The sequence below is a fragment of the Paenibacillus physcomitrellae genome, assembly GCF_002240225.1.
GTDB classification, from domain to species: domain Bacteria; phylum Bacillota; class Bacilli; order Paenibacillales; family Paenibacillaceae; genus Fontibacillus; species Fontibacillus physcomitrellae.
Window position 1 is genome coordinate 1,920,771 of the sequence record NZ_CP022584.1, and the last position, 26,103, is coordinate 1,946,873.

The window sequence follows — 26,103 nt, forward strand, 5'->3', positions numbered from 1 at the left end:
GCAGATCCATCGAGAATTCATTTTTATCCATCTAAACGGGGAAAATGAGCCTTGAAAAGCTGAAAGCCGCGTCATGGGCGACGCGGCTTTGCTCTCTTTAATTATGGCTTAGTTAGTCGCTTTTGCCGGTTTTTTGCTTGTGTTTACATTTTTACCTTTAAGCAGGAACCACAGCGGGCTCGCGATAAAGATAGAGGAATAAGCACCAAACAGCAAACCGATGACCATCGCAAGCGAGAACATCCGAATGGCTTCGCTGCCGAAGATAAGCAGGGCCACAGAAGCTATAAATACGGTAAACACCGTGTTGATCGAACGCGTCATCGTTTGAGAGATACTTTTGTTTACCACGGCATGCAGATCCTGGCGAGTTTTCACTTTGGCAAAACGCATATTCTCACGAACCCGGTCAAAGATAACGACGGTATCGTTGATCGAATAACCCACAATCGTCAGCAGTGCTATGATAAACGTCAAGTTGACTTCCAGACGGAAGATCGAGAAGATCGCAATAACCATAAAGGCATCATGGAGCAAGGCTACAATAGCCGCAATGGCAAAACGCCATTCAAAGCGGATCGTCACATAAATGATGATCCCCAAGCTGGCCACAAGCACTGCAATCAGCGCGTTTCGTTCAAGCTCCTTGGCGATTTCCGTATCTACCGTATTGATTTCGGTGGAAGCGTCTTTGCCAAGCTTGCTTGTAACAGCCTCCTGCAGCTTGCTTTGATCGGCTTCCGACAGCACGTCCGAGAAACGGACGCTGCTCTGCTGGGAACCAGGCGTAATGACCATATCCCGCTGACCTAATCCGGCCTCGTTCATGACTTCTTGAATCTGGGCTTTGGACAACTGTTTCGCAGAGATATCCACGTTAGAACCCGAGCGGAAATCTACCCCGTAATTCAATTGAAACACGAGCAGGCTTATTATCCCTATTACAGTTACTAGGATAGAGAACGTGTAGAAATACTTACTGTATTTAATGAAATCCCAGTTCCATCTCGTCTTTTGGTTAGCTGTTGTCTTTTCGTTTGTATTTGTATTAGAGGGCACCAATTTCACTCTCCTTAACACCAAGCAAGCCCGGTTTCTTGATGACATTCCCCTTCACCAGAAGCACAAGCAGATAGCGGGAGAAGAAAATGTTCGTAATAATGCTCACCACGATGTCGATCATCAGGACGAGTGCAAAACTGCGAACGGAGCCTGTCCCCATCCAGTACATAACGGCTGCTGCAATAAAGGTTGTGACGTGAGCGTCCATAACCGTACGGAACGAAACTCTGTTCCCCGCTTTGACAGCAGACATAATGCTCTTGCCGCTTCTGAGTTCTTCCTTGATCCGTTCATCGGTAATGATGTTGGCGTCAACCGCCATCCCGATCCCGAGCACAAAGGCCGCGATCCCCGGAAGGGTAAGGGTTACTCCGGCAAAATGGAAGACCAGCAGCATCATCCAGACATACGAGATCAGCGTAAAGCTGGCGATTACACCAGGAAGATGGTAGATAATCATCATAAACAGAAGAATGACAACGGATGCAATTCCGCCTGCCAGCAGCGTTTGATGCAGAGACAATTTACCTAAAGTCGCGTCTACGACCTGGGAATATTTCTCTGTAAGCTTAAGCGGTAAAGCACCGAGATTAATCGTATCTCTAAGCTCTTGTGCTTCATCAAGCGTATAGGAACCTGTTATGACAGCTGTACCTTGATTCAGCTCCTGTTGAACTTCCGGAGCGGAGAGCAGCTGATCATCCAGGAAGATCGCAAGCTGTCTTTCCGCGGAACCCGGAGGATTAGCCGCAAGACGTTTGGTCACTTCAGCAAACTTCTCTTTGTTTTTCAATTTGATACTGATTTGCGGGCGATTCAATTGATCATAAGTGATACTTGCTCCATCTTCGGCGAAGTCACTGCCCACCAGTTCAATCTTGTTGTATTGGCTCGCTTCCTTCTCCGTACCGTCTTTACTCCGGAAAGTCAGCGATGCCGGTTCACTCAGCTTCTTGCGGACTTCCTCGTTGTTTGCTACTCCCGGTATTTTGAGCCGGATCCGGTCCGTTCCTTCCGTCGTAACTTCAGGTTCTGTCCCGCCAAGCACATTGGAACGTTTCTCAAGACTAAGTGCCGTTTGTGTCAGGGATTCCTTGGTCACTTTAGCTCCATTCTCCAAAGGTGTCGCTTGATACAAAATCTCAAGCCCGCCCTTCAAGTCAAGGCCAAGTTCCATCTTATTGATTAACCAAGGGCTTGTCCCGGCCATAACCCCAATGGTAATTACCACTACGGCTATGAATGTGACGATTCTTTTCATCCCGTTAATTGTTCCCCTTTCATTCTCAATATTCCTATTATAGCCATGCAGGAAAACGCCGTCAATTTGTGAGAAACAAGTTGAAGCATGTCAAATTATGGTCTCCTCAGGCAAAAAAAGAACCCCTGTTATTCAAAACGGGATCCACGATAGGCGGAAAGCGTCAAATAATTCATAAAGGTTGTTGCTTTTAAGGTAAGAATGTCATTTACCAGCCGGTGAACTGGCGGAATCCCATCCTTTTTATATTTTGAGCTGACACATTCCCAAACATCGGCTGGCGTTACTTGCTCATAGCCGAATAAGCGAAATTCCTCCGCTTTGCTTTGGCAGAGCTCGTCAATGGCTTTAATCAGTTCCTCGTCGTTGATTTCTTCATCAGCCATCCGGGTAAACTCCTTTCGCTCTCGTAGGTTATAACTGTAACCTCTCAGACATTATACCATTTAATAGTGATGGTGGAATCAGTTAATATTTCGGTTCCTCCCTTTCAAAATCCTGCTTCTCCATAAAGTTGCCTTGATCTGTACAAAAGTAGCTGTCATGAAGCTGGACAGGTTAGGCATATCCATATATCAACTACCAGATTGCACAGCCCAGGATTATGAAGGAGAAGAGGGACCCGATTTGAACAAACAATCTTTTATTCGCGGAACTATGATTCTGCTTGCTGCAGGCATTGTAAACCGTATCTTGGGCTTTATCCCCCGCATTCTATTGCCCAGAGTCATCGGCGCGGAAGGCGTGGGTCTGTACCAGCTGGGCTATCCCTTTTTCCTGGTGCTGGTCACCATTATTTCCGGCGGCATTCCCCTTGCCATTGCCAAGCTGATCGCGGAGGCGGAATCGGAGGGCAAACCCGAGAAATCCAGAGCCGTGCTGCGTACCAGCCTGATTCTTTCCGGCGCTGCGGGTTTGGTCTGTATGATTCTTTCCCTGCTCGCCGCCCCTTGGCTGATGAGAAACGTGCTCACGGACGGACGGGTTTATCCTTCTTTCATCAGTATGAGCCCTATGATTCTGATCGTTGCCATTTCTTCTGTCTTTCGTGGTTATTTCCAGGGAAAACAAAATATGATCCCATCGGCCAGCTCCTCCATTTTGGAGACCCTTGCCCGTATCTTGTGCCAGCTTTGGTTCGCTTCCCTGTTCCTTCCGATGGGCATTGCTTACGCGGCTGCAGGTGCTATGCTGGGTGTCCTAGCCGGTGAAATGATTGCTTTGCTTTCGCTGCTTTGGCAGTTTTTCATGCACCGCAGGAAGGAATCACAAGACCAGCAGAAGCTGCAATCCCAGCTTGCCCCTCTCCCGCCCGGCACTGCGGCTAAAGCGGCTGCACAGACGGGGTTTATGTATACGCTTCGCCGCATTTTAAGAATCGCCATCCCCGTCACCGGCGGCCGGCTGGTTGGATCGCTGTCTTACCTGCTTGAATCCATCACTACGGCCCAAAGCCTTGCCATTGCCGGCGTCGCAACCGCAGTTGCCACGGCGCAGTACGGGGCTCTTCAGGGAATGGTCATCCCTGTGCTTCTGCTGCCAGGTGCACTTACGACCTCTTTGGCGATTTCACTGGTGCCCTCCTTGGCGGAAGCACAAGCCAGAGGAGATAAGAAAACGATACACAAACGGCTTCATCAGTCTCTCCGGCTGGCGCTTGTCACCGGTGCCCCGTTTGCAGTTGTGATGTATGTATTGGCTGAACCGCTCTGCCAGCTTCTTTATAACAACAGCGATATTGCCGGCATGCTGAAAGTGATGGCTCCGTTTGCTTTGTTTATGTACGTTCAGGCCCCTTTGCAAGCTACGCTGCAGGCTTTGGACAAACCCGGGACGGCCCTCACCAATACCTTGATCGGGGCGATTATCAAAATCGGTCTGATCCTTTATCTCGCCTCAAATCCGTCACTTGGGATCTATGGAGCCATTATTGCCAGCATCGCCAACATTATCACTGTTACTTTACTGCATGGTGCCGCTGTCGCGCGAGCGCTTCAATACCGCTTTCCGCTCATGGATGCTGTCAAAGTGATCTGCGCGATGCTCATAATGGCAGGCTGCGCCAGCTATTTGTATCATGAAATTCCGTTTACGCCTTCGGCATCGGCACTCATACAATTTATCTGCTCGGCTTCTGCTGCATTTGTCCTTTACCTGGTTCTAACCTTTGCCACAGGACTCATTGATCGATTCGACCTGCAGCGGGTCCCAATCTTTGGAAGATGGTTTCGATGACTCCCGGCCTTACCGCGGACCTGCTTAGAAAATGCTTTGATTTCTGCGGTCTAGGCTTGTCATGCTTGCCATACAATTAAAATAAAAAAAGAGGTTTAGGAGGTTTTTATGGAACACATCCGTCGCTTTATGCCTTTCCGCATTGCCGGCCCCACACTTTCCGGACTGTGGTATGCCTATTTATGGATGATGCTCGGCGCTTTGTTTCTCTCTTTGCTGCTTAAATGGTCCCCGCTTGAAGAAACCAGTCTATCCACCTTTACGTATGTCATTCACGCTTTGTCCTTGCTTATCGGCAGCTTTGTATCGGGCAAAAGAAGCGAACGTAAAGGCTGGTACCAAGGAGCTATCACAGGTATCCTTTATGCGATCTTGCTATTTGTGATCAGCTTCCTTGCACTGGACTCCACATTCAAGGGCGGCGACTTCTTCTATTTCATCCCGGCCTTCCTGATCGGAGCTATCGGTGGAATTTTCGGGAAAAATGCAAGAAAAAACTAACCTTGGTTAAGAACAAGGGATACCCTCTCTCTCTTTAGGTATGATAAACTATCTAAATCGGAGTTTTGACCCTAAGGAGGCTATTCCTGCTTTGCTTTATGAATCTATGTATTTTATATCTGGCTTAACCGTCTTCATGACCGCTGTCCTCATTTACGCGGGCACAGGCCGGAATCCCTTGATTGCCGCTTATCGTTTTGTATATGAACTGCTCCATTCCTGGAGGTTCCTGTTTGTATTCATCGCTATGAGCTGCGTGCTTTTGGTTAACAAATATGAATTAAAGCTGGAAAGCTTGATGTCATCGGAACGAAAGGACTTTACCTCTGTTTTTTTCGGAATCGAGGGGCATTTTGGCCGTGATTTTCAGCAATTGTTCCACCATGTCTGGGTCTCTCAGATATCGGCCTTTTTCTACGTCATTCTCCTGCAGTCCGTCTTGGTAGCTTCCATCGGAATCTATGCAAGTCAGCGTAACAAGGTTTTTTTAATTGCCTCTTGCTATACGGTGCTGCTGAATTATTTGATTGCTATCCCGTTTTTCCTATTTTTCCCGATCAGCGAGGTATGGTCCTACGCCCCTGCTGGCGTTAGTTTTTATATGCTCGAGGCTTTCCCGAAATTCGAGGAGATTTATAGACCGCTCTCCGGCTTGGATAACTGCTTTCCAAGCCTGCATACCGCGATCTCGGTCTCTATGGCCATTTTGGCCGTCCGTTCCGGGAACCGCAGGTGGGCGGCAATTGCCTGCACGATCGCTGTCGTCATCATTTTCTCCATCTTCTATATGGGCATCCACTGGCTGACGGATATGATCGGCGGACTTCTTCTATCCGCAATTTCAACGACTATTGCCGTTCATTGGGCCTCCCGGACGGTTCGTCATACCGAAGCCAAACCTTTGATGTTCCAGCAGCGCTGATCTATTCTAATTCAAATCAAAGAAATTCCGATTCCTGCAAAAATAAAAAGCCGGCTGCAGCATTTAAGCTGTAAGCCGGCTTTATTCTTCTACCTGCGAGCTCTGCTGAGCTCTGCTGACTACCAACTGCCCTCGTTCCAGCAGCGGTGTCGCTGCAGCTGCTCCTGGCAGGGGCTACTCGGTTGCTGAAGACGCAACGCTGTGACTGATCGCACTGCGGTCAAACGTCATTTTCGTTACATCGTTAACGCGAATGACAACAATATCGTTGGTCAATTCTACAATCGTGCCGTGGAGTCCTCCGATCGTTACGATCTTGTCCCCTTTTTTCAGCTCTCTAAGCATGGAGTTACGATTTTTCTGTTTCTTTTGCTGCGGACGGATCAGCAGAAAATAGAATACGGCAAACATGATGACAAAAGGAACGATGATCCCGACGATCCCGTTACCCCCTTGAGCTGCTGCATACTGAAACATATGCATGTTGAAACCCCCTTCATTCCAAAGCCAAAATTTTAAAACCCTTTCTCATTTCCGAACAGACCGTACTTCTCGAAAAATTCATCCCGGAAGTCCAGCAGCCTGTCGTCCATAATCGCCTGACGAACCTGTTTCATCAGATTGAGCAGGAAATGCAGATTATGGTAAGTGGTTAAGCGCAGGCCAAACGTTTCATCGCTCTTGATCAAGTGACGAAGGTATGCACGCGAATAATTGCGGCATGTATAGCAATCGCATTCCGGATCCAGCGGACCGAAATCGCGGGCATACTGGGCATTGCGAACCACCAGTCTTCCTTGGCTGGTCATGGTTGTGCCGTTGCGGGCGATCCGGGTCGGAAGCACGCAGTCAAACATGTCCACGCCGCGGATCGCGCCTTCTATAAGCGCATCCGGTGAACCTACCCCCATCAAGTAGCGGGGTTTGTTACTCGGCAGTAAAGGCACCGTGTAATCGAGCACTTCATACATAAGATGTTTAGGCTCGCCTACACTCAGTCCACCAATAGCATAACCCGGAAAATCCAGGGAAGTCAAATCACGTGCGCTCTGCTTGCGCAGGTCCTCAAACATCCCACCCTGCACGATGCCGAACAAGCCTTGATCCTGAGGCCGGGCGTGGCTTTCCAGGCATCTTTCCGCCCATCTTGTGGTACGTTCAAGCGAATCTTTCACGTATTTATGTTCCGCCGGATAAGGGGCGCATTCATCAAAAGCCATCATGATATCCGAGCCGAGGGCGTTCTGGATTTCCATGGCTTTTTCCGGAGAAAGGAACAGCTTGTCTCCGTTCAGATGAGAACGGAAGTGGACGCCTTCTTCGGTGATTTTTCTCATGTCGCTAAGCGAAAATACCTGAAAGCCGCCGCTGTCCGTCAGGATCGCGCGGTCCCAGTTCATGAATTTGTGCAAGCCTCCGGCTTCGCGGACAATTTCATGGCCCGGACGAAGAAACAGATGGTACGTGTTGGACAAAATAATTTGCGCTTCCATTTCCTTCAGTTCTTCCGGACTCATCGTCTTCACCGTTGCCAGCGTGCCCACCGGCATAAAGATCGGCGTTTCGATTACGCCGTGGGGCGTATGAACACGCCCGAGTCTGGCCCCGGACTGCTTGCAGGTTTTAATATGTTCGTAAGTAATCGCTGCTGCCAATCTTATCAACCATCCTCTAACAATCTATTAATAAATCAACATGGCGTCTCCAAAGCTGAAGAAGCGGTATTCCCGTTCGATTGCTTCCTGGTACGCCTTGAGAATCCGTTCTCTTCCAGCGAGCGCGCTGACCAGCATCACCAGCGTGGATTTCGGCAGATGGAAATTGGTAATCAGGCAGTCCACCAAACGGAACTGGTAACCCGGATAAATGAAAATACCAGTCCAGCCGCTGGATTTGACGATGTTCCCGTCTTCACATTTGCCAGCTACCGTCTCCAGCGTACGTGCCGAAGTTGTTCCTACCGCAACCACCCGGCCGCCCCGCGCTTTCGTCTCATTCAGAATATCGGCCGTTTCCTGCGGCAAAATATAATATTCTTCGTGCATGACATGATCTTCCACCCGGTCAACCGACATCGGACGGAAGGTTCCCAGCCCCACATGAAGCGTTACAAAAGCAATCGTAACTCCTTTGGCGCGAATCTGGTCCAGCAGTTCCTCTGTAAAATGCAGTCCCGCTGTCGGAGCAGCCGCCGAGCCTTCATGACGGGCATATACGGTTTGATAACGTTCCTTATCCTCCAATTTCTCCTTAATGTAAGGAGGCAGCGGCATTTGGCCCAGCCGATCCAGAATTTCATTAAAGATGCCGCTGTACTGAAAATTCAGCACCCGGCCGCCCATTTCGCCTTCTTCTTCCACTAAAGCTTTCAGTTCATCGCCGAAGACGATGACCGAACCTTTCTTGAGCTTCTTCCCGGGTTTAACAAGCGTTTCCCACTTGTCCCCCGACAAGTTCTTCAGCAGCAGCACTTCAGCTTTGGCCCCCGTATCTTCTTTGGTGCCAAACAGCCGTGCCGGCAGCACTCTTGTATCGTTAAGCACCAAAGTATCGCCCGGTTTCAACTCTTCCAGGATATGCGAGAATTGATGGTGCTCGATATGGCCGGTTTCTTTATTTAAAGTAAGCAGCCGTGAAGCTGTACGATCCAGCAGTGGAGTCTGCGCAATCAGATGCTCCGGCAGCTCGAAATCATATAATTCTACATCCATTTACAATCAGTCCTTCGTAATCGTTACATTCTGATAATAGTGTTGCAAAATGCTCTGGTAATCATACCCGGCGTCCGCCATTCCTTTGGCTCCCCATTGGGACATGCCAAGTCCATGACCGTTGCCCTGGCCGATAAAGAGGAAAGCGTTCGACTGATCCACCACTCGGGCTTGTCCGTCTCCGCTCATTACAACGAGTCCGCCACCGGACAAGCTGGTTTTGCCAGAGGCCGACAGCACCGTTGTGCCAGGTGCCGCGGTGCCTTTTCCGGTTTGTCCGCCTGCACCCTGTACAGTATACCTTCCTGTCTCTACAATATCAAATAGCGTGCTAGGCAGGCTGCCAAACGTGGAGCGGAACAAATCCGGGTATTTGACCTTCAGCACCTGACCGTTGGCCTTTACCTCTGTAGCACGTCCCGAAGGCCCCCGCTTTGTCACTTCCAGTGACGTAACAGAGGCTGGGATCGTGCCGGAAACCTTGCCTTTCATGCTAGTCACAAGCTGGCTTGAACTGAAAGGTCCGCGAATCCAAGCATAAGAACCTGATTCATCCACCTGCTCAAGCACGACCGCCTGATCGCCCGGGTCCATTTGAGCAACCGGATCTGCACCTGATTGAACGAGTGGCTGCGGCCGCACATTGGTGTTGTTGGCCGTTACCGTTAAATATTTAAGGCCGGCGGCGGTCGAAGCGCCGGTCAGCTTCGTATTATCTTCCCGTACGTAGCCGGATTTACCACTGCTCAGAAGTACATGATACCATTTCTTCAAGCTGGCGGAAGCAACCTGATCTTCCGTGCTTGGAACAGCCGCATATACCGGAGCCGGATTCCCCCAAACCTCGGAAGGATCAGCCGTCATGCCTCCGCTATTAGCGGAGAAAAGTCCTTCTATAACTTTGCCTCCGCTTTTCAACACTTCACCGGCCGTACTATCGACGGCTTGAATGATGCTGTCCGCCTCTGTCCCCACGCCGGAATAAACCTGGCTGAGCGTCGTATCAACTACCCCAGCGACAGTAAACTTGGTTGGAGATTGAAACAACGCGTAGCTCCGCGCAGCCACGGCCTGCGCTTTAAGCGACTCCAGCGGCCAGGAAGCGGAGACCTCTCCCCCTACAACGGAGTACAAATATTGCTCCATAGGCAGTTCATTCACGAACGCAAGTTGTCCGTTCACCATGCTGATTTCGAATCCGCCGCGATATTTGCGGCTGGATCTTTCTTTGACCTGAGTGATGCCGCTTGGACCTGCATCCACCCACAGCTTGGTGCCGGTACCTGTTACTATATAAAGCGGAATATTAACAGGCGTGCTTAAATCGGAGGTCACATCGCTTTGAATGATCAAAGCCGGTGAGACTGCATCTACCGGAGACAGCTGCAGATTAGGCAGCTTTGCAGAGACAGCTGCTTTAGCAGCTGCAAGCTGCGCTTCCGTTGAGGCCTCCCCAATCCAGACGGAATAGGCAGGCTTGCCCCCCGCCCCAGGCGTCAGCACCTCCCAGGCATCGAGTCCCTGGGCATGGATTTGCTCGCGCAGGGACTGCGCATCATAAGCCGAACTGAAATTTCCGGCAGAAAGATACAGTTTTCCCCGTACTTCCGGTTTCTGAGAACCCAGCAAACTTCCCAGTGTGCTGGAAACCGAGCTTATAGCTTTATTAGCATCATCGGCGGTTGCATACATACCGGTATATAACTGATAAACCGTCTTACCTCCGGCATCTTCAGAGAACAAAAGCGGCTTATTTGCCGTAGCTTGAAGTTTTTTGGCCGCCGAAGCAGCCGTGCTAAAATCAGACGTTTGCAGCGCTTTGATCCGAAACCCGTTGACGCTGAATTTCACCTGTTTCCCTGCACTGGACTGAATCCAATTTGTATAACTATCCGCTGTTCCCGGACCCGCGCTCACTTCAGTTGCAGGTAACAGAGTAACGGAAGGGGTGGTTGACTTATAGGTGCTCCCTAGATCCAGAAACATGGCAACCCTGATCCGATCCTGCACCGGATCAACCGAATCATCTGCCGAAACCGGCACGCATAAAGCTCCAAACATGAGTATTCCGGCTCCGAGCCCTTTGCTCCACTTCATCAAGCCGGTTAACCTTCTGTTAAATTTCATACGAACCTCGCTTTCCGTATTGCTTACTAAAAAAGTTTGTTAGAAGTGCTTTGCCTATTACATAGAGTCGGGAATAGGCAGTCCCAAATGATGGTACGCCGCCGGCGTCGCCATCCGCCCTCTCGGCGTCCGTTGAAGAAACCCGATCTGAAGCAGATAGGGCTCATAAACGTCTTCAATCGTTTGGCTCTCTTCACCAATCGTGGCCGCTATCGTATCAAGACCCACAGGGCCGCCTCTAAAGCTCGTAATCATTGCCCGCAGCATTTTATGGTCGATTTGATCCAAGCCTCTCGGATCGACCTGGAGCATGCGCAGGGCCTCTACAGCGGCCTCCTGCGTAATGATTCCGTCTCCGCGCACCTGCGCGAAGTCACGGACCCTTTTTAACAGACGATTGGCAATCCGCGGCGTTCCGCGTGAACGCAGAGCAATCTCTTCAGCCGCGTCACCGACAATTTCGATGCTCAGAATATCCGCGCCCCGGGAAACGATATAGCTTAACTCCTCCACCGAATAGAACTCCAGACGGCTGACTACCCCAAACCGGTCGCGCAGCGGCGCAGACAGCAGCCCAGCCCGTGTAGTGGCACCTATCAAAGTAAAAGGAGGCAGGTCCAAACGCACCGATCTGGCGCTAGGGCCTTTACCAATCATAATATCCAGCGCGAAATCCTCCATCGCCGGATAAAGCACTTCCTCCACCGTTCTGTGAAGACGATGAATTTCGTCGATAAACAGAACGTCGCCTTCCTGCAGATTCGTCAGCAGCGCTGCCAGATCGCCCGGGCGTTCAATAGCCGGACCCGAGGTGGTCCTCAGGTTAACGCCAAGCTCGTTGGCAATGATGTTGGCGAGCGTTGTTTTTCCCAGCCCCGGAGGGCCGTACAGCAGCACATGATCCAGTGCTTCCTTGCGCATTTTGGCCGCTTCGATATATATCTTCAAATTCTCTTTGATTTGCCCTTGTCCGATGTATTCGGATAAATATCGCGGTCTCAGACTGAGTTCCACCGCCTGATCTTCCATCATCAAGTTCGCCGAAATGATCCGGTCCTCCATCTTTGCACCGCCCCCTTCCTATTCCTCGCTTTATCCGACGTACAGCAGCTTGAGCGCCTTCTTCATCACCGCATCCACGGTTTCGTCCGGCGTGACGTTGTCCTTCATATTTTGCCATGCCTTGTCAAGTTCCGTATCCGTATAACCAAGCGATTTGAGCGCTTCCTTGGCTTCCTGCCAGGTCGACTGATCCGGATTAAACAAATCGACTTCCAGCTCGGAGTGAATCACAACCGTTCCCGTACTGATCCCATCCAGCTTGTCCCTCAGATCGAGAATAATCCGCTGGGCCGTCTTCTTGCCGATGCCCGGCAGCTTCGTCAGGAACGTGATATTCTCTTGGTAAATAGCAGCCACAACACTGTCCGGCGTTCCCCCGGCTAATATGCCAAGCGCTACCCGAGGCCCTATACCCGAAACCTCAATCAGCTTGCGGAACAGCTTCTGCTCTTCCCGCGTAGCAAACCCGAACAGCAGAATCGCGTCTTCACGCACATGATGGTGGGTATAAATCGTAACTTCTTCTTTATCTTTACTTTTAGCAAAATAATACGGATTCGGGCAGAACACCCGATACCCGACCCCATGCACGTCAAGCACCACATATTCCGTTTCAAAATGGACGACACGCCCTCTAAGAAAATCGATCATTTACGCAAAACCTCATTTATCCTGGAATTTAAAGTATAAGAATGAGCGTGGCAAATCGCAACCGCCAGCGCATCCGCCACATCGTCCGGTTTGGGCACTTTCTGCAGCTTAAGGAACATGCGGGTCATTTCCTGAACCTGTTTCTTCTCCGCTTTGCCGTATCCCACGATCGCCTGTTTGATCTGCATAGGCGTATATTCGGCAATCGGCAGCCCTTTTTGAACGGCAGCAAGCACCATAACGCCTCTCGCTTGGCTGACTGTCATGGCCGTTGTCACATTTCGGTTGAAGAACAGCTTCTCCAAAGCCACCGCATCCGGCTTATATTTATCAATTAATTGAGTCATTCCTTCATAAACATGAAGCAGACGCTCTTCTTCGGGCGTGTGTGCTTCAGTTTGAATACATCCGTACTGCACGGGCACAACCTTGCTGCCCTCTTTATCAACAAACCCGAATCCCACAATCGCGATCCCCGGGTCAATGCCTAAAATGCGCAAATTCATCTCTCCCAAACCATGTCCGTCCTCACCCTGAGGCGAACATATGTATTCCCCTTATTATAGCAAACTTTATGCTTTCAGGGGCAGGTTTAGATCCGAATCTGATGTAAATTAGAGAAATAGACCTATACAACAAAAAGAGACGTTCCTTTGAACGTCCCGGTTCGTTTTTACTCGTATATATTTACCCGTATATATTTGAACAAAGTTATTCTAATGTTTGCTTTTTCCATCCTCAGGGTCCAAGGCATAATCGCTAAAAGTCGATATCACACTGTTATATTCCTCTAAATCCTGTACCCGAATCCCGTTGTGGAGCTGATTTACAATTTCTTTGGGAAGAGCAGATTCCATAGACTTAATATCAATTTGAAAAAACGTCCGCATCACCTTCTCCTTCTCGGGCTTCCCTTCAAATAAACTCAAAGTCCCATTGGAATCAAGGCCAATATAGCCTTTCTCTTTGCAGGCTGCCGATAACTCTGCAACATGCTCCTCCAGCCAGACTTCCCCCTTAGGATCAATCCTTCCCTCCCAGCCGGGATGGGCTTTCATTAAAGCGATAATTTCATCCGGCTTCATAATACCGACGATCTTATCTTCGGAGCCGCAAACATAAACCGTACCTGTATGCACAATCCGTACCTGCCTGGAACGGGTCAATTCATTTTTGAAATCCTCACGGGAAACTCCTTCGGCATTCTCCTTTGTCCATTCCTGTATGCCGGCCAACGTTTCTTTGGCGACTGGTCCGTCATCGCTCAGCAGCTCTTTTAACTGCTCGGAGAGAGGCATGCCAAGGCTGGCAAGGCCAAATAACAATCCTACAGCCATAAATGTCCATACGGCTCTTCTCCACCTTCTCCAGCGATTTCTCATCCTTCTCTTCAAGTTAAAAATACTCACGGGTATCCCCTTCTATCCAGTGTTATTTTTCCTATTTTGACCCTGCAGGGTCGCAATTATGCAAATAACCTGATGATTACGGATCTCCGCAAATTATAAAAAAACAAAAAAACAGTCATTCCTGAGAATGACTGCTTTACTGAATCGGGATGACACGATTCGAACATGCGACCCCCTGGTCCCAAACCAGGTGCTCTACCAAGCTGAGCTACATCCCGATAACTATGGTGCCGGTGAAGGGACTCGAACCCCCACGGTTTCCCTCACGATTTTGAGTCGCGCGCGTCTGCCAATTCCGCCACACCGGCATGGTGTAAAACTATAAAGAAAAATGGCGCGCCCTAAGAGATTCGAACTCCTGACCTTTTGATTCGTAGTCAAACGCTCTATCCAGCTGAGCTAAGGGCGCATAATGGAGCGGACGACGGGAATCGAACCCGCGACCCTCGCCTTGGCAAGGCGATGCTCTACCGCTGAGCCACGTCCGCATAAAATAAAGATGAAAAGTGAGCCATGAAGGACTCGAACCTTCGACACCCTGATTAAAAGTCAGGTGCTCTACCAACTGAGCTAATGGCTCGTACAATAAAATAAAATGGCGGAACCGACGGGATTCGAACCCGCGATCTCCTGCGTGACAGGCAGGCATGTTAGGCCTCTACACCACGGTTCCACAGCCTAAGGTCTTGCATTTGATCCCTTAAAGGGATTATTGCGGGGGCAGGATTTGAACCTGCGGCCTTCGGGTTATGAGCCCGACGAGCTACCGGGCTGCTCCACCCCGCGTCAGTAAAAGGTTGTTTTATTGTATGGAGCCCTCGAAAAGTAATCAGATTACGCTCCAAAGACTGAACTTCACTTTTTGTGGTGAAGTGGTGGAGGCTGAGGGGTTCGAACCCCCGACCCTCTGCTTGTAAGGCAGATGCTCTCCCAGCTGAGCTAAGCCTCCGAGAAAAATATGGTGACCCGTAGGGGATTCGAACCCCTGTTACCTCCGTGAAAGGGAGGTGTCTTAACCCCTTGACCAACGGGCCTTACTAAAATCCTAGCTGGCGGAGAGAGAGGGATTCGAACCCTCGAGACGCTTGTGACGCCTACACGATTTCCAATCGTGCTCCTTCGGCCAACTCGGACACCTCTCCATATGGCTCCCCGAACAGGACTCGAACCTGTGACAACTCGATTAACAGTCGAGTGCTCTACCAACTGAGCTATCAGGGAATATGTAATAAGTTTCGCTTGGCGACGTCCTACTCTCCCAGGACCCTGCGGTCCAAGTACCATCGGCGCTGGAGGGCTTAACGGTCGTGTTCGGGATGGGTACGTGTGGAACCCCTCCGCCATCGCCACCAAACGATTCAAGTGTTTGATCACTTGAAAACTGGATACGAAACAATCAATTGCGATTAGATCTATTTGGATAAGCCCTCGACCGATTAGTACTGGTCAGCTCCATGCATTGCTGCACTTCCACCCCCAGCCTATCTACCTCGTCGTCTTCAAGGGGTCTTACTAAATTGGGAAATCTCATCTTGAGGGGGGCTTCACGCTTAGATGCTTTCAGCGCTTATCCCTTCCGCACTTAGCTACCCAGCTATGCTCCTGGCGGAACAACTGGTGCACCAGCGGTGCGTCCATCCCGGTCCTCTCGTACTAAGGACAGCTCCTCTCAAATTTCCTACGCCCACGACAGATAGGGACCGAACTGTCTCACGACGTTCTGAACCCAGCTCGCGTACCGCTTTAATGGGCGAACAGCCCAACCCTTGGGACCTACTTCAGCCCCAGGATGCGATGAGCCGACATCGAGGTGCCAAACCTCCCCGTCGATGTGGACTCTTGGGGGAGATAAGCCTGTTATCCCCAGGGTAGCTTTTATCCGTTGAGCGATGGCCCTTCCATGCGGTACCACCGGATCACTAAGCCCGACTTTCGTCCCTGCTCGACTTGTCAGTCTCGCAGTCAAGCTCCCTTTTGCCTTTGCACTCTTCGAATGATTTCCAACCATTCTGAGGGAACCTTGGGGCGCCTCCGTTACTCTTTAGGAGGCGACCGCCCCAGTCAAACTGCCCACCTGACACTGTCCCCATGCCCGATCAGGGCACCAGGTTAGAACTCCGATACGATCAGGGTGGTATCCCAACGGCGCCTCCAAGGAAGCTTGCGCTCCCTCTTCCTAGGCTCCCACCTATCCTGTACAAATCGTATCAAAGTCCAATATCAAGCTGCAGTAAAGCTCCATGGGGTCTTTCCGTCTTGTCGCGGGTAACCTGCATCTTCACAGGTATTAAAATTTCACCGGATCTCTCGTTGAGACAGCGCCCAAGTCGTTACGCCATTCGTGCGGGTCAGAATTTACCTGACAAGGAATTTCGCTACCTTAGGACCGTTATAGTTACGGCCGCCGTTTACTGGGGCTTCAGTTCATAGCTTCGGGTTACCCCTAACCACTCCCCTTAACCTTCCAGCACCGGGCAGGCGTCAGCCCGTATACTTCGCCTTACGGCTTCGCACAGACCTGTGTTTTTGCTAAACAGTCGCTTGGGCCTTTTCACTGCGGCCCCCTCGGGCTATTCACCCTACCGAGGCACCCCTTCTCCCGAAGTTACGGGGTCATTTTGCCGAGTTCCTTAACGAGAGTTCTTCCGCGCGCCTTAGAATTCTCTTCTCGCCTACCTGTGTCGGTTTACGGTACGGGCACCTTCACCTGGCTAGAGGCTTTTCTTGGCAGTGTGAGATCATGACCTTCGCTACTGCAATTTTCGCTCCCCATCACAGCCCAAGGTTATGTAGCACGGATTTGCCTATGCTACCCTCTCACTGCTTGGACGGACATCCATCAGTCCGCGTCACTACCCTGCTGCGTCACCCCATCGCTCATAGCGGTTTACGGTGGTACAGGAATTTCCACCTGTTGTCCTTCGACTACGCCTGTCGGCCTCGCCTTAGGTCCCGACTTACCCTGAGCGGACGAACCTTCCTCAGGAACCCTTAGGCTTTCGGCGGATCAGATTCTCACTGATCTTTTCGTTACTCATACCGGCATTCTCACTTGTATGCTGTCCAGCGCTCCTTACGGTACACCTTCTACCCACATACAACGCTCCCCTACCCCTGATGCATTGCATCAAGCCATAGCTTCGGTGGTGTGTTTAGCCCCGTTACATTTTCGGCGCAGAGTCACTCGACCAGTGAGCTATTACGCACTCTTTAAATGGTGGCTGCTTCTAAGCCAACATCCTGGTTGTCTGTGCAACTCCACATCCTTTCCCACTTAACACACACTTGGGGACCTTAGCTGATGGTCTGGGCTGTTTCCCTTTTGACAATGGATCTTAGCACTCACTGTCTGACTCCCGGTTAATCAGTCTATGGCATTCGGAGTTTGACTGAGCTTGGTAACCCTTGCGGGCCCCGCACCCAATCAGTGCTCTACCTCCACGACTGTACCACCGAGGCTAGCCCTAAAGCTATTTCGGGGAGAACCAGCTATCTCCGAGTTCGATTGGAATTTCTCCGCTACCCCCACCTCATCCCCGAACTTTTCAACGTTCGTGGGTTCGGGCCTCCAGTGCGTGTTACCGCACCTTCACCCTGGACAGGGGTAGATCACACGGTTTCGGGTCTACGCCCACGTACTTATTCGCCCTATTCAGACTCGCTTTCGCTGCGGCTACGGCTTCTCACCTTAACCTTGCACGGGAACGTAACTCGCCGGTTCATTCTACAAAAGGCACGCCATCACCCGTGATGAAACGAAGTTTCATCATAGGGCTCTGACTTCTTGTAAGCACACGGTTTCAGGATCTCTTTCACTCCCCTTCCGGGGTGCTTTTCACCTTTCCCTCACGGTACTGCTTCACTATCGGTCACTAGGGAGTATTTAGCCTTACCAGATGGTCCTGGCAGATTCATACGGGGTTTCACGTGCCCCGCACTACTCGGGATCCGTCTCGGAGGGAATAGACTTTCGGTTACAGGGCTTTTACCTCTTCTAGCGGGCCTTTCCAGACCTCTTCGCCTACCCTATTCCTTTGTAACTCCATGTGAGACGTCCCACAACCCCAAGAGGCAAGCCTCTTGGTTTAGGCTCTTCCGCGTTCGCTCGCCGCTACTGACGGAATCACTACTTGTTTTCTCTTCCTCAAGGTACTTAGATGTTTCAGTTCCCCTGGTCTGCCTCTTCGCAACCTATGTATTCAGTTACGAGTGACTGGCTATTACACCAGCCGGGTTTCCCCATTCGGACATCCCCGGATCAAAGCTTGCTTACAGCTCCCCGAGGCCTTATCGTTGTTCGCCACGTCCTTCTTCGGCTCCTAGCGCCTAGGCATCCTCCGTGTGCTCTTAGTAGCTTAACCAACTACTAAAGACTTGTTTTTGACACAAGTTTCAGCTAAAAAAGAATGTTCTAATTCGCATTTGTTGTTTCGTTATCCAGTTTTCAAGGATCAAATCTTACCGGTCGATTTAACCGGAAGATGAGTGTATCACATCCAGACCTGACTTTCTACAAGAAAGTTCTGGAAGTCATACGTTTTGAGAGTTTGAGCTCTCAAAACTGACCAACGAGTGAGAAGTGAAATCTTTGCGAAGCAAAGATACTTCGAGAGCATCCTTCTTCGCCGTATTTGTACCGCTTCGCTACGGAAGCGAGGTACTCCATAGAAAGGAGGTGATCCAGCCGCACCTTCCGATACGGCTACCTTGTTACGACTTCACCCCAATCGTCTACCCCACCTTCGGCGGCTGGCCCCCTTGCGGGTTACCCCACCGACTTCGGGTGTTGTAACCTCTCGTGGTGTGACGGGCGGTGTGTACAAGACCCGGGAACGTCTTCACCGCGGCATGCTGATCCGCGATTACTAGCAATGCCGACTTCATGCAGGCGAGTTGCAGCCTGCAATCCGAACTGAGACCGGCTTCTAAGGATTCGCTCCAGATCGCTCTTTCGCTTCCCGTTGTACCGGCCATTGTAGTACGTGTGTAGCCCAGGTCATACGGGGCATGATGATTTGACGTCATCCCCACCTTCCTCCGGTTTGTCACCGGCAGTCACTCTAGAGTGCCCAGCCTTACCTGCTGGCAACTAAAGTCAAGGGTTGCGCTCGTTGCGGGACTTAACCCAACATCTCACGACACGAGCTGACGACAACCATGCACCACCTGTCTCCCCTGTCCCGAAGGAAAGGACCATCTCTGATCCGGTCAGGGGGATGTCAAGACCTGGTAAGGTTCTTCGCGTTGCTTCGAATTAAACCACATACTCCACTGCTTGTGCGGGTCCCCGTCAATTCCTTTGAGTTTCAGTCTTGCGACCGTACTCCCCAGGCGGAATGCTTAATGTGTTAACTTCGGCACCAAGGGTATCGAAACCCCTAACACCTAGCATTCATCGTTTACGGCGTGGACTACCAGGGTATCTAATCCTGTTTGCTCCCCACGCTTTCGCGCCTCAGCGTCAGTTACAGCCCAGAAAGTCGCCTTCGCCACTGGTGTTCCTCCACATCTCTACGCATTTCACCGCTACACGTGGAATTCCACTTTCCTCTTCTGCACTCAAGCCACCCAGTTTCCAGTGCGACCCGGAGTTGAGCCCCGGGATTACACACCAGACTTAAATGGCCGCCTGCGCGCGCTTTACGCCCAATAATTCCGGACAACGCTTGCCCCCTACGTATTACCGCGGCTGCTGGCACGTAGTTAGCCGGGGCTTTCTTCTCAGGTACCGTCACTCGAGTAGCAGTTACTCTACCCGACGTTCTTCCCTGGCAACAGAGCTTTACGATCCGAAAACCTTCATCACTCACGCGGCGTTGCTCCGTCAGGCTTTCGCCCATTGCGGAAGATTCCCTACTGCTGCCTCCCGTAGGAGTCTGGGCCGTGTCTCAGTCCCAGTGGGGCCGTTCACCCTCTCAGGTCGGCTACGCATCGTCGCCTTGGTGAGCCGTTACCTCACCAACTAGCTAATGCGCCGCAGGCCCATCCGCAAGTGACAGATTGCTCCGTCTTTCCCAGCTCCCTCATGCGAGGAAACTGCGTATCCGGTATTAGCTACCGTTTCCGGTAGTTATCCCAGTCTTGCAGGTAGGTTGCCTACGTGTTACTCACCCGTCCGCCGCTAAGCCTCAGGAGAGCAAGCTCTCCTGAGGCTCCGCTCGACTTGCATGTATTAGGCACGCCGCCAGCGTTCGTCCTGAGCCAGGATCAAACTCTCCATTAAAGATGGAAGGTCCCTGCCACCCGAAGGCGGTAGGTCTTCCATTCAAAGTGTTTGTTTAGCTCATTTTGAATCTGACGAGATCGGATGAAATTCAATCCGTTAGGATTGTTTCACCCTAAGTATCTCAATTTATTTCTCACTCGTTGTTCAGTTTTCAAAGATCAAACTTTTCATTTTGTCGCTCGTTTTCGTCCTCAGCAGCAACTCTTATATCTTATCACATCCGATTTGACTTGGCAAGCACTTTTTTTGAAGAAGTTTTCCTTCTAAGAAGTTATAAAATCAACCGGATTTATATCTTAGCATAATCTCATCGATTAACGCAAGAGTTTTTTTTCGTTTGACCTCTTAAACCACTTAGTAGAAATCGAACGGAAATATAATTTATCATAGATTTGATGTAAACGCAAGGCTTTTAACCCCAAAAAAAAAATAAAACGGAGCACAAGCCCCGCTTTATCACTACAGTTATATACTCTTTACCTGTAATCTTACTGTCTTAACCATACTGAAAGGTATGATTGGCGATTAGTTCCCGATCCACGGGTTTCGTCTTGTAGACTTTGATTTACTTGAAGTGTTTCTGGCTTTTACGTTTTTATCCTGAGCCCGTGTCTGTTTCTTAGCGCCGCCGCTTCTTCTGGCTCCGGGTTCTGTTGAAACCTTTACTTTCTGCTCTTGTTGAGCGGCCGTATCAGCTTCACCTGGAGTGCTTTGAACTTGATTCTGCTCAGCTGCGGCAAAAGCTTCTCCAGATTCGAAATCTTCACGAGTCCCAACTCCGCCAATTGGCGCTCCAGGTACCATAGATCCATAAGGCATACCATAACCCATTAAATGCGGCGGATAGAAACCTGGCATGAAGTTATTAGACATTTGATCACCATAAGGAAGCACAGGATGATTCGGCCCGTTCCAGTAAGGAGCCTGGTAGGCTGCAGGACCTGTTCCATCAAACATCCCCGGATTTGGAACATTCCATCCTCCGACATTTTCAGGCTGCACATAAGAAAATGGCTGGATGTTCATATTCCCTACAGGTGTTCCTTCGCATCCACACGGCTGCGGAACATACATATTTGTTTCTGGAGCCATCATTTCCGGAGAAACGACATTAGGCATGCTGCTTCCATATGGGTCACTCGAAATACCTGGGTAACCGCTGCCGGTAGATTCCATTTGCGGCATTACCTGATTCAGTTTACCGTCTGCCTCAACAGGGAACACATTGGCTTGAGAGAGATTAGGAGCGTAATTTGTTGGCGCGAAATCAACAGGGCTGTAACCAACAGGCGATACATAAGTCGGTCCCATATTCATCGGCGCCATATTCGGAATGAAATTCATTGGCGATCCGTTGACCGGAGCAAAATGAGGTGCATAACTTAATGGAGATACATTTGTTGGAGCTACGTTCGTTGGAGCCATGTTCATTGGGGCCATGTTCGTTGGAGCCATGTTCGTTGGGGCCATGTTCGTCGGAGCCATGTTTGGAGCGAAGTTCGTTGGGGATACATTTGTTGGAGTTAAATTAGGCATATAGTTAATTGGAGCGGTCAGGTCTGGCGCGAAAGGATATGGTCCAACATTGGAAGGAGATACGTTCGTCGGCTCATGATAAACAGGAGATGAATTAGGCATATTCATATTCGGAAAATCGTAGTAAGACGCCACATTAGGAACCATTGGCTGGTTCGGCATAAAAGCATTTTCATTAGGTTTAACTTCCGAGCAGCCGCAAGGTTTTTCTAAGACAGGCTGAACCTGTGTATTCTCCGGCACTACAGGGACATATTCAAAATGTGTAGGCTGCTGCACGACAATTTCCGAATACTCAATTTCATAATGATATTCGGGTTTCGGCTTCTCCGGCAAAACAGGAATCGGTACAGCCGGCTGTTCAGGCACTGGAGCCGGCTGCTCGGCTTCCGGAGCGATAGGCGTTGGTGCTGGCACTGGTTCTGGTTCCGGCGCAGGGACAATAGGTGCAGTTGGCGTCTTTGGCGCCGTATTTTTTTTGCCGCTGTTTGTATTTGGTGCAGCTGCATTTTCAGTACCGGTCCCTGTTCCTGTGCCACTTCCGCCAGATGGGATATTCACCACTTCACCAACAAGCAAAGCATTTGGATTCTTAAGCTGCGGATTGGCTTCGATCATCGCCTGGAGCGACACTCCCCATGCCTTGGACAGCTTCCATAATGTATCCCCCTGCTTGACAACATGTTTGTAAATAACGCCGTCATCCTGACCTACTGTCACGGCCGAAGACGGAATTTTGACTTTGTCTCCGATCATTAACACGTCAGGGTTGGTGATTTGCGGATTGGCGTCTATCAATGTTTGCAGAGGAACGTTATACTTCTTCGAAAGTTCGTATAAAGTGTCGCCCTCTTTGACCATGTGTATCTTCACGTGGCAAAAACCTCCTAATCTTTCTTGGGGCCGTGATATTAGCCCGTTTTCCATTGATACATCCTATGCACCTGCCCGGTATTTGTTATCCTAAAACTGAAAAAAAACCTTCCGCTCCCCCTGATCCGGGTTCCTGAAAGGTTTTGATCTTCTTCTATTCCCAAACTTTAACGCCGTCTTGATCCACAATCGAACGAAACTCCTCAAGCAGCTTCAGCGTCATCGGACCCGCATGACCTTCGCCGATAGCCCGGCCATCGACTTCACGTACCGCAATGACCTCAGCTGCAGTTCCGGTCAGGAATACTTCGTCCGCCACATAACCTTGTGCGTTCATCATAATCGCTTCGCCGGCGCCGCGCGATACAACCAATCGGATATGCCGTTTCTCAATTCGTTGCGGCGTAGCGTTTCGATCAGCGCTTTCTGCATCTCCCCAAAGCTCAGCGGAATTTTGAGCATGATCGATTTAGCGGAATCGTAAATGCGATGCTTCCGATTATGATTCCGTTTGTAAATCCGTATAAGAATAACTAGGGTAAGAGCCTAAAACCCTCACTTGGCAGCCTAGTGCCTCGATTTCCCCGATCGCCGCGCCAAGCAGGATCGATTCAACCTCTTCAAGCACATCCATATAAAAATAATAGTTGCCCAGCTTCTTTTTGGTCGGACGGGATTCGATCCGCGACAAATTCAGCTTGCGCCATGCAAAAGCGGACAGCACCTGGTGCAGCGCACCCGGAAAGTCGGCAGGCAGCGTAACCAGAATACTTGTCTTCCGGGTTGCCTCCTTGCCTTCAAGTGCAAGTTTGTCAGGACCAATCAGAACAAATCGAGTAAAATTGTTGTTATGGTCGGTAACCTTCCGTGCTAACGGATCCAGTCCATAACGCTCCGCGCCAAGTACAGTGCCTATAGCCGTCCAGCCTTCTCCCGGGTGATTCGCTACGCTTTGAATCGCTTCAGCCGTGCTGCCCACATTTTCCAGTTCAGCTTGAGGCATATGGGTCCGAATAAACTGCTGACACTGCGCCATAGCTACAGGATGGGAAAGAACCCTTTTGATTTTGCTGTAATCCATTTTTCCTTCGGATTGAAATTCTTCTTTACGACCGATCAGATTCTGAATCGAGGGGTACACCCATTCAAGCTGCATCGGCACATCCACTTCATGAACAAGCCAGTCCATATGAAGACTCACAGAGCCCTCGATCGTATTTTCCACCGGAATTGCGCTGTAATCCGCCTCTCCATTAACTACAGATAGAAACACATCCGAAATTTGCTTATAATGCTTTAGCTGAACCTCTTCATCTCCAAACAAATATAAAACAGCTTCATGCGAAACTGTGCCCTCCGGCAGCAGTGCTATAGTTCTCATTCCAATTCCCCTTTACTATCGTAAACGCAGAAACATACCGGCATTACACCAGTATGCTTAAGTCCGTTTATTCAGAAGTCTTGTTAGACTAAATTTCCGGCGGTAAACGGAACCGCCTCATGAGCTCCGACTCTGCCTGCTCCTTCCGGACAGGGTTCGAGCCAAAGCATCTTGGCTTGTATCCCATGCTCCCCCAGTGTCCTTTGGATAAAAGCTTCAAGCTCATTCCGGCGTTTTGAATCCCTTTCAACGAGCGCAAGGAGCGTTGGCCCGGCACCACTGAGCGCTGCGCCAAGAGCGCCATGACTACAGGCCTCCGCCAGAATCTGTTCCATTCCAGGGATAAGCGAAGCCCGGTAGGGCTGATGAATCCGGTCCTGCATGGCTGCGGCAATCAGGTCTAATCTACCGGACGCCAAAGCTCCGGTCAGCAGAGAAGCCCGGCTGACATTAAACACCACATCCTTCATAGACAAGGACTCCGGCAGCACTTTGCGTGCTTGTTCAGTCGGCAGCCAGAAAGAAGGAATCGCCACAAGCACCTGCAGTTTCTCAGGCGGCTCAATCCGCAGATGAACAGCCCGCTCTCCATCCCAAACAGCCGAGACGATCCCGCCAAACAAGGAAGCCCCCACATTGTCGGGATGTTTCTCGACAGCTGTAGCCATATCAAACAACTTTTCCATAGATAACGGAGCTCCGATCAGCTCGTTAGCCGCGTACAAGGCGCCAACAATTGCCGAAGCGCTGCTTCCCAAACCTCTCGTGAGCGGAATATCGGAGGCCATCGAAATTTCGAGTTCGGGAATCGAAACGCCCGCCTCTGCGAACACCTGCTGGGCCAGCTTGTAAACCAGATTGGACTTATCCTTCGGAATCCCCCGCAGCTCTTCCCCATACAGGTGAAAAACGGTCCTTTCCGCCGGCTTCATTTCGATCCAGGCAAACAGAGATAAAGCCATGCCCAGCGTATCGAAGCCGGGCCCCAAATTGGCGGTGCTGGCCGGAACCTTGATCCGGACCCCTTCGGAGCGGATCATACGCCGTTACCTTCCAGCTTGGCGATAGCCGCCATTACGGCTTCTTCCGAATCCTGAACAACAAGCGGCTCCGCTCCGATGCTCTTGATCGCAATATTCGGATCCTTCAGACCGTGACCGGTCAGGACGCAGACCACCTTCTCCCCGCCTTTGAAATAACCTTCACGTTTCAGTTTATATACCCCAGCAACAGAAGCAGCAGAGGCCGGTTCAGCAAAAATGCCTTCACGCGAAGCAATCGTCCGATAAGCGCTCAAAATTTCTTCATCCCTCACATAATTAATTTGGCCGCTTGATTCCTCGGCTGCTGCGACAGCCGTCTTCCAGCTGGCCGGATTGCCGATGCGGATCGCGGTTGCCACCGTTTCCGGCTCCAGAATCGGTTCGCCTTTGACGATCGCCATCGCCCCTTCGGCCTCAAAGCCGACCATACGCGGCAGCGAGCTGATTTTCCCTTTGGCATGATATTCCTTGAAGCCTTTCCAGTATGCCGAAATATTTCCCGCGTTGCCGACCGGAATAGCCAGAACGTCCGGCGCTTCGCCAAGCTGGTCGCAAACTTCGAAAGCCGCTGTCTTCTGCCCTTCAATCCGGTAAGGGTTCACCGAGTTAACGAGCGTAATCGGATGTTTGGCCGTAATTTCGCGCACGATTTCCAGCGCACGGTCAAAGTTGCCTTCAATAGCAATGACTTTAGCTCCGTAAATCATGGCTTGAGCAAGCTTGCCGAGCGCGATGTTATTATTCGGGATCAAAACGATACAATTCAAACCCAATCTTGCGGCATAAGCCGCAGCTGCAGCAGACGTATTGCCGGTAGAAGCACACATAATGGTCCGGCTTCCTTCTTCTACCGCCTTCGCCACAGCCATCACCATCCCGCGGTCTTTAAAGCTGCCTGTCGGATTCAAACCTTCATATTTAAAATAGAGGTCAAGCCCCAGCTCCTGCGACAGGTTCTCCGCCCGGACAAGCGGCGTATTGCCTTCCTGCAGCGTCAGCATCGGCGTTTTATCCGTTACCGGCAAATATTCCTTGTAGGTTTGCAGCAATCCTTGATATCTCATCTTGATCTCCAGCTCCCTTTTATTTAGAACTCTATATTT

General features: G+C 50.5%; 18 protein-coding genes, 11 tRNA genes, 3 rRNA genes and 1 pseudogene. 3 read left to right on the forward strand and 30 right to left on the reverse strand.

The features are described 5' to 3' along the window. Nucleotides 1-108: 108 nt before the first annotated feature. The 3 genes from secF to CBE73_RS08670 all read right to left on the reverse strand — a co-directional run bounded on the left by secF (nt 109) and on the right by CBE73_RS08670 (nt 2,709). Entirely contained in the window at nt 109-1,062 is a 954-nt protein-coding gene (secF, locus tag CBE73_RS08660; RefSeq protein WP_373286376.1) for a protein translocase subunit SecF, read from the reverse strand. Beyond that, nucleotides 1,049-2,323, reverse strand: a complete 1,275-nt coding sequence (gene secD, locus CBE73_RS08665) for a protein translocase subunit SecD (RefSeq protein ID WP_094093901.1) — start codon at nt 2,321-2,323, stop codon at nt 1,049-1,051. Before secD ends, secF begins: the two co-directional genes overlap by 14 nt. A 128-nt stretch (nt 2,324-2,451) precedes the next feature. Further along, nucleotides 2,452-2,709, reverse strand: a complete 258-nt coding sequence (locus CBE73_RS08670) for a post-transcriptional regulator (RefSeq protein ID WP_094093902.1) — start codon at nt 2,707-2,709, stop codon at nt 2,452-2,454. A 241-nt stretch (nt 2,710-2,950) separates the two neighbouring features. On the opposite strand from CBE73_RS08670, the gene spoVB reads away from it, so the two are divergent. The 3 genes from spoVB to CBE73_RS08685 all read left to right on the forward strand — a co-directional run bounded on the left by spoVB (nt 2,951) and on the right by CBE73_RS08685 (nt 5,981). Then, nucleotides 2,951-4,558: a stage V sporulation protein B gene (gene spoVB, locus CBE73_RS08675; protein ID WP_094093903.1), complete on the forward strand. Its 1,608-nt coding sequence runs from the start codon at nt 2,951-2,953 to the stop codon at nt 4,556-4,558. Nucleotides 4,559-4,666: 108 nt separating this feature from the next. Then, entirely contained in the window at nt 4,667-5,059 is a 393-nt protein-coding gene (locus CBE73_RS08680) for a TIGR04086 family membrane protein (RefSeq protein WP_094093904.1), read from the forward strand. Nucleotides 5,060-5,165: 106 nt separating this feature from the next. After that, complete coding sequence (locus tag CBE73_RS08685) at nt 5,166-5,981, forward strand: phosphatase PAP2 family protein (RefSeq protein WP_094096209.1); 816 nt, start codon at nt 5,166-5,168, stop codon at nt 5,979-5,981. Between the two features lie 174 nt (nt 5,982-6,155). Here the strand turns inward: CBE73_RS08685 and yajC are convergent, their stop codons facing one another. The 27 genes and pseudogenes from yajC to thrC all read right to left on the reverse strand — a co-directional run bounded on the left by yajC (nt 6,156) and on the right by thrC (nt 26,064). After that, a complete protein-coding gene (gene yajC, locus CBE73_RS08690; protein WP_094096210.1) occupies nt 6,156-6,458 on the reverse strand; it encodes a preprotein translocase subunit YajC in 303 nt (100 codons plus the stop codon). Between the two features lie 38 nt (nt 6,459-6,496). After that, nucleotides 6,497-7,636: a tRNA guanosine(34) transglycosylase Tgt gene (tgt, locus tag CBE73_RS08695; RefSeq protein ID WP_094093905.1), complete on the reverse strand. Its 1,140-nt coding sequence runs from the start codon at nt 7,634-7,636 to the stop codon at nt 6,497-6,499. Between the two features lie 27 nt (nt 7,637-7,663). Continuing rightward, a complete protein-coding gene (gene queA / locus CBE73_RS08700; protein ID WP_094093906.1) occupies nt 7,664-8,692 on the reverse strand; it encodes a tRNA preQ1(34) S-adenosylmethionine ribosyltransferase-isomerase QueA in 1,029 nt (342 codons plus the stop codon). A gap of 6 nt (nt 8,693-8,698) precedes the next feature. Continuing rightward, nucleotides 8,699-10,819 (reverse strand): SpoIID/LytB domain-containing protein, encoded by a 2,121-nt coding sequence (locus CBE73_RS08705; protein ID WP_094093907.1) that lies wholly within the window; start codon nt 10,817-10,819, stop codon nt 8,699-8,701. Nucleotides 10,820-10,876: 57 nt separating this feature from the next. After that, entirely contained in the window at nt 10,877-11,881 is a 1,005-nt protein-coding gene (gene ruvB, locus CBE73_RS08710) for a Holliday junction branch migration DNA helicase RuvB (RefSeq protein ID WP_094093908.1), read from the reverse strand. A gap of 30 nt (nt 11,882-11,911) precedes the next feature. After that, nucleotides 11,912-12,532, reverse strand: a complete 621-nt coding sequence (gene ruvA, locus CBE73_RS08715) for a Holliday junction branch migration protein RuvA (RefSeq protein ID WP_094093909.1) — start codon at nt 12,530-12,532, stop codon at nt 11,912-11,914. Beyond that, nucleotides 12,529-13,032, reverse strand: a complete 504-nt coding sequence (gene ruvC / locus CBE73_RS08720; RefSeq protein ID WP_068700666.1) for a crossover junction endodeoxyribonuclease RuvC — start codon at nt 13,030-13,032, stop codon at nt 12,529-12,531. Before ruvC ends, ruvA begins: the two co-directional genes overlap by 4 nt. A 216-nt stretch (nt 13,033-13,248) precedes the next feature. After that, nucleotides 13,249-13,869, reverse strand: a complete 621-nt coding sequence (locus tag CBE73_RS08725) for a BofC C-terminal domain-containing protein (RefSeq protein WP_244905537.1) — start codon at nt 13,867-13,869, stop codon at nt 13,249-13,251. 216 nt (nt 13,870-14,085) lie between these two features. Continuing rightward, a tRNA-Pro gene (locus tag CBE73_RS08730) sits at nt 14,086-14,159 on the reverse strand. A gap of 7 nt (nt 14,160-14,166) precedes the next feature. Further along, nucleotides 14,167-14,249 (reverse strand) — tRNA-Leu (locus CBE73_RS08735). 24 nt (nt 14,250-14,273) lie between these two features. Beyond that, nucleotides 14,274-14,350: transfer RNA gene (locus CBE73_RS08740), tRNA-Arg, on the reverse strand. Between the two features lie 4 nt (nt 14,351-14,354). Beyond that, nucleotides 14,355-14,429, reverse strand: a tRNA-Gly gene (locus CBE73_RS08745). A 19-nt stretch (nt 14,430-14,448) separates the two neighbouring features. Continuing rightward, nucleotides 14,449-14,521: transfer RNA gene (locus CBE73_RS08750), tRNA-Lys, on the reverse strand. A 16-nt stretch (nt 14,522-14,537) separates the two neighbouring features. Continuing rightward, nucleotides 14,538-14,614: transfer RNA gene (locus CBE73_RS08755), tRNA-Asp, on the reverse strand. A gap of 39 nt (nt 14,615-14,653) precedes the next feature. Further along, nucleotides 14,654-14,727 (reverse strand) — tRNA-Met (locus CBE73_RS08760). A gap of 87 nt (nt 14,728-14,814) precedes the next feature. Then, nucleotides 14,815-14,890 (reverse strand) — tRNA-Val (locus CBE73_RS08765). Between the two features lie 10 nt (nt 14,891-14,900). Further along, nucleotides 14,901-14,975 (reverse strand) — tRNA-Glu (locus CBE73_RS08770). 16 nt (nt 14,976-14,991) lie between these two features. Further along, nucleotides 14,992-15,083: transfer RNA gene (locus CBE73_RS08775), tRNA-Ser, on the reverse strand. A 3-nt stretch (nt 15,084-15,086) separates the two neighbouring features. Continuing rightward, nucleotides 15,087-15,162 (reverse strand) — tRNA-Asn (locus tag CBE73_RS08780). Nucleotides 15,163-15,178: 16 nt separating this feature from the next. Beyond that, nucleotides 15,179-15,295, reverse strand: a 5S ribosomal RNA gene (rrf, locus tag CBE73_RS08785). A gap of 62 nt (nt 15,296-15,357) precedes the next feature. Beyond that, nucleotides 15,358-18,302, reverse strand: a 23S ribosomal RNA gene (locus tag CBE73_RS08790). Nucleotides 18,303-18,609: 307 nt separating this feature from the next. Next, nucleotides 18,610-20,164: ribosomal RNA gene (locus tag CBE73_RS08795) — 16S ribosomal RNA — on the reverse strand. Together the 16S, 23S and 5S rRNA genes with 11 tRNA genes alongside form the textbook arrangement of a ribosomal RNA operon. A 528-nt stretch (nt 20,165-20,692) precedes the next feature. After that, entirely contained in the window at nt 20,693-22,576 is a 1,884-nt protein-coding gene (locus CBE73_RS08800; protein ID WP_094093911.1) for a LysM peptidoglycan-binding domain-containing protein, read from the reverse strand. A 154-nt stretch (nt 22,577-22,730) separates the two neighbouring features. Then, nucleotides 22,731-23,101, reverse strand: a pseudogene (locus tag CBE73_RS22615) (aminotransferase class IV); the annotation flags it as partial. Further along, nucleotides 23,076-23,957 (reverse strand): prephenate dehydratase, encoded by an 882-nt coding sequence (gene pheA / locus CBE73_RS08810; protein ID WP_094093912.1) that lies wholly within the window; start codon nt 23,955-23,957, stop codon nt 23,076-23,078. The pseudogene CBE73_RS22615 and the gene pheA, both read right to left, overlap by 26 nt. A gap of 83 nt (nt 23,958-24,040) precedes the next feature. Next, entirely contained in the window at nt 24,041-24,997 is a 957-nt protein-coding gene (gene thrB / locus CBE73_RS08815; RefSeq protein ID WP_094093913.1) for a homoserine kinase, read from the reverse strand. Then, on the reverse strand, nt 24,994-26,064 hold the full coding sequence (thrC, locus tag CBE73_RS08820) for a threonine synthase (protein WP_094093914.1): 1,071 nt from the start codon (nt 26,062-26,064) through the stop codon (nt 24,994-24,996). Before thrC ends, thrB begins: the two co-directional genes overlap by 4 nt. Nucleotides 26,065-26,103 lie beyond the last annotated feature (39 nt).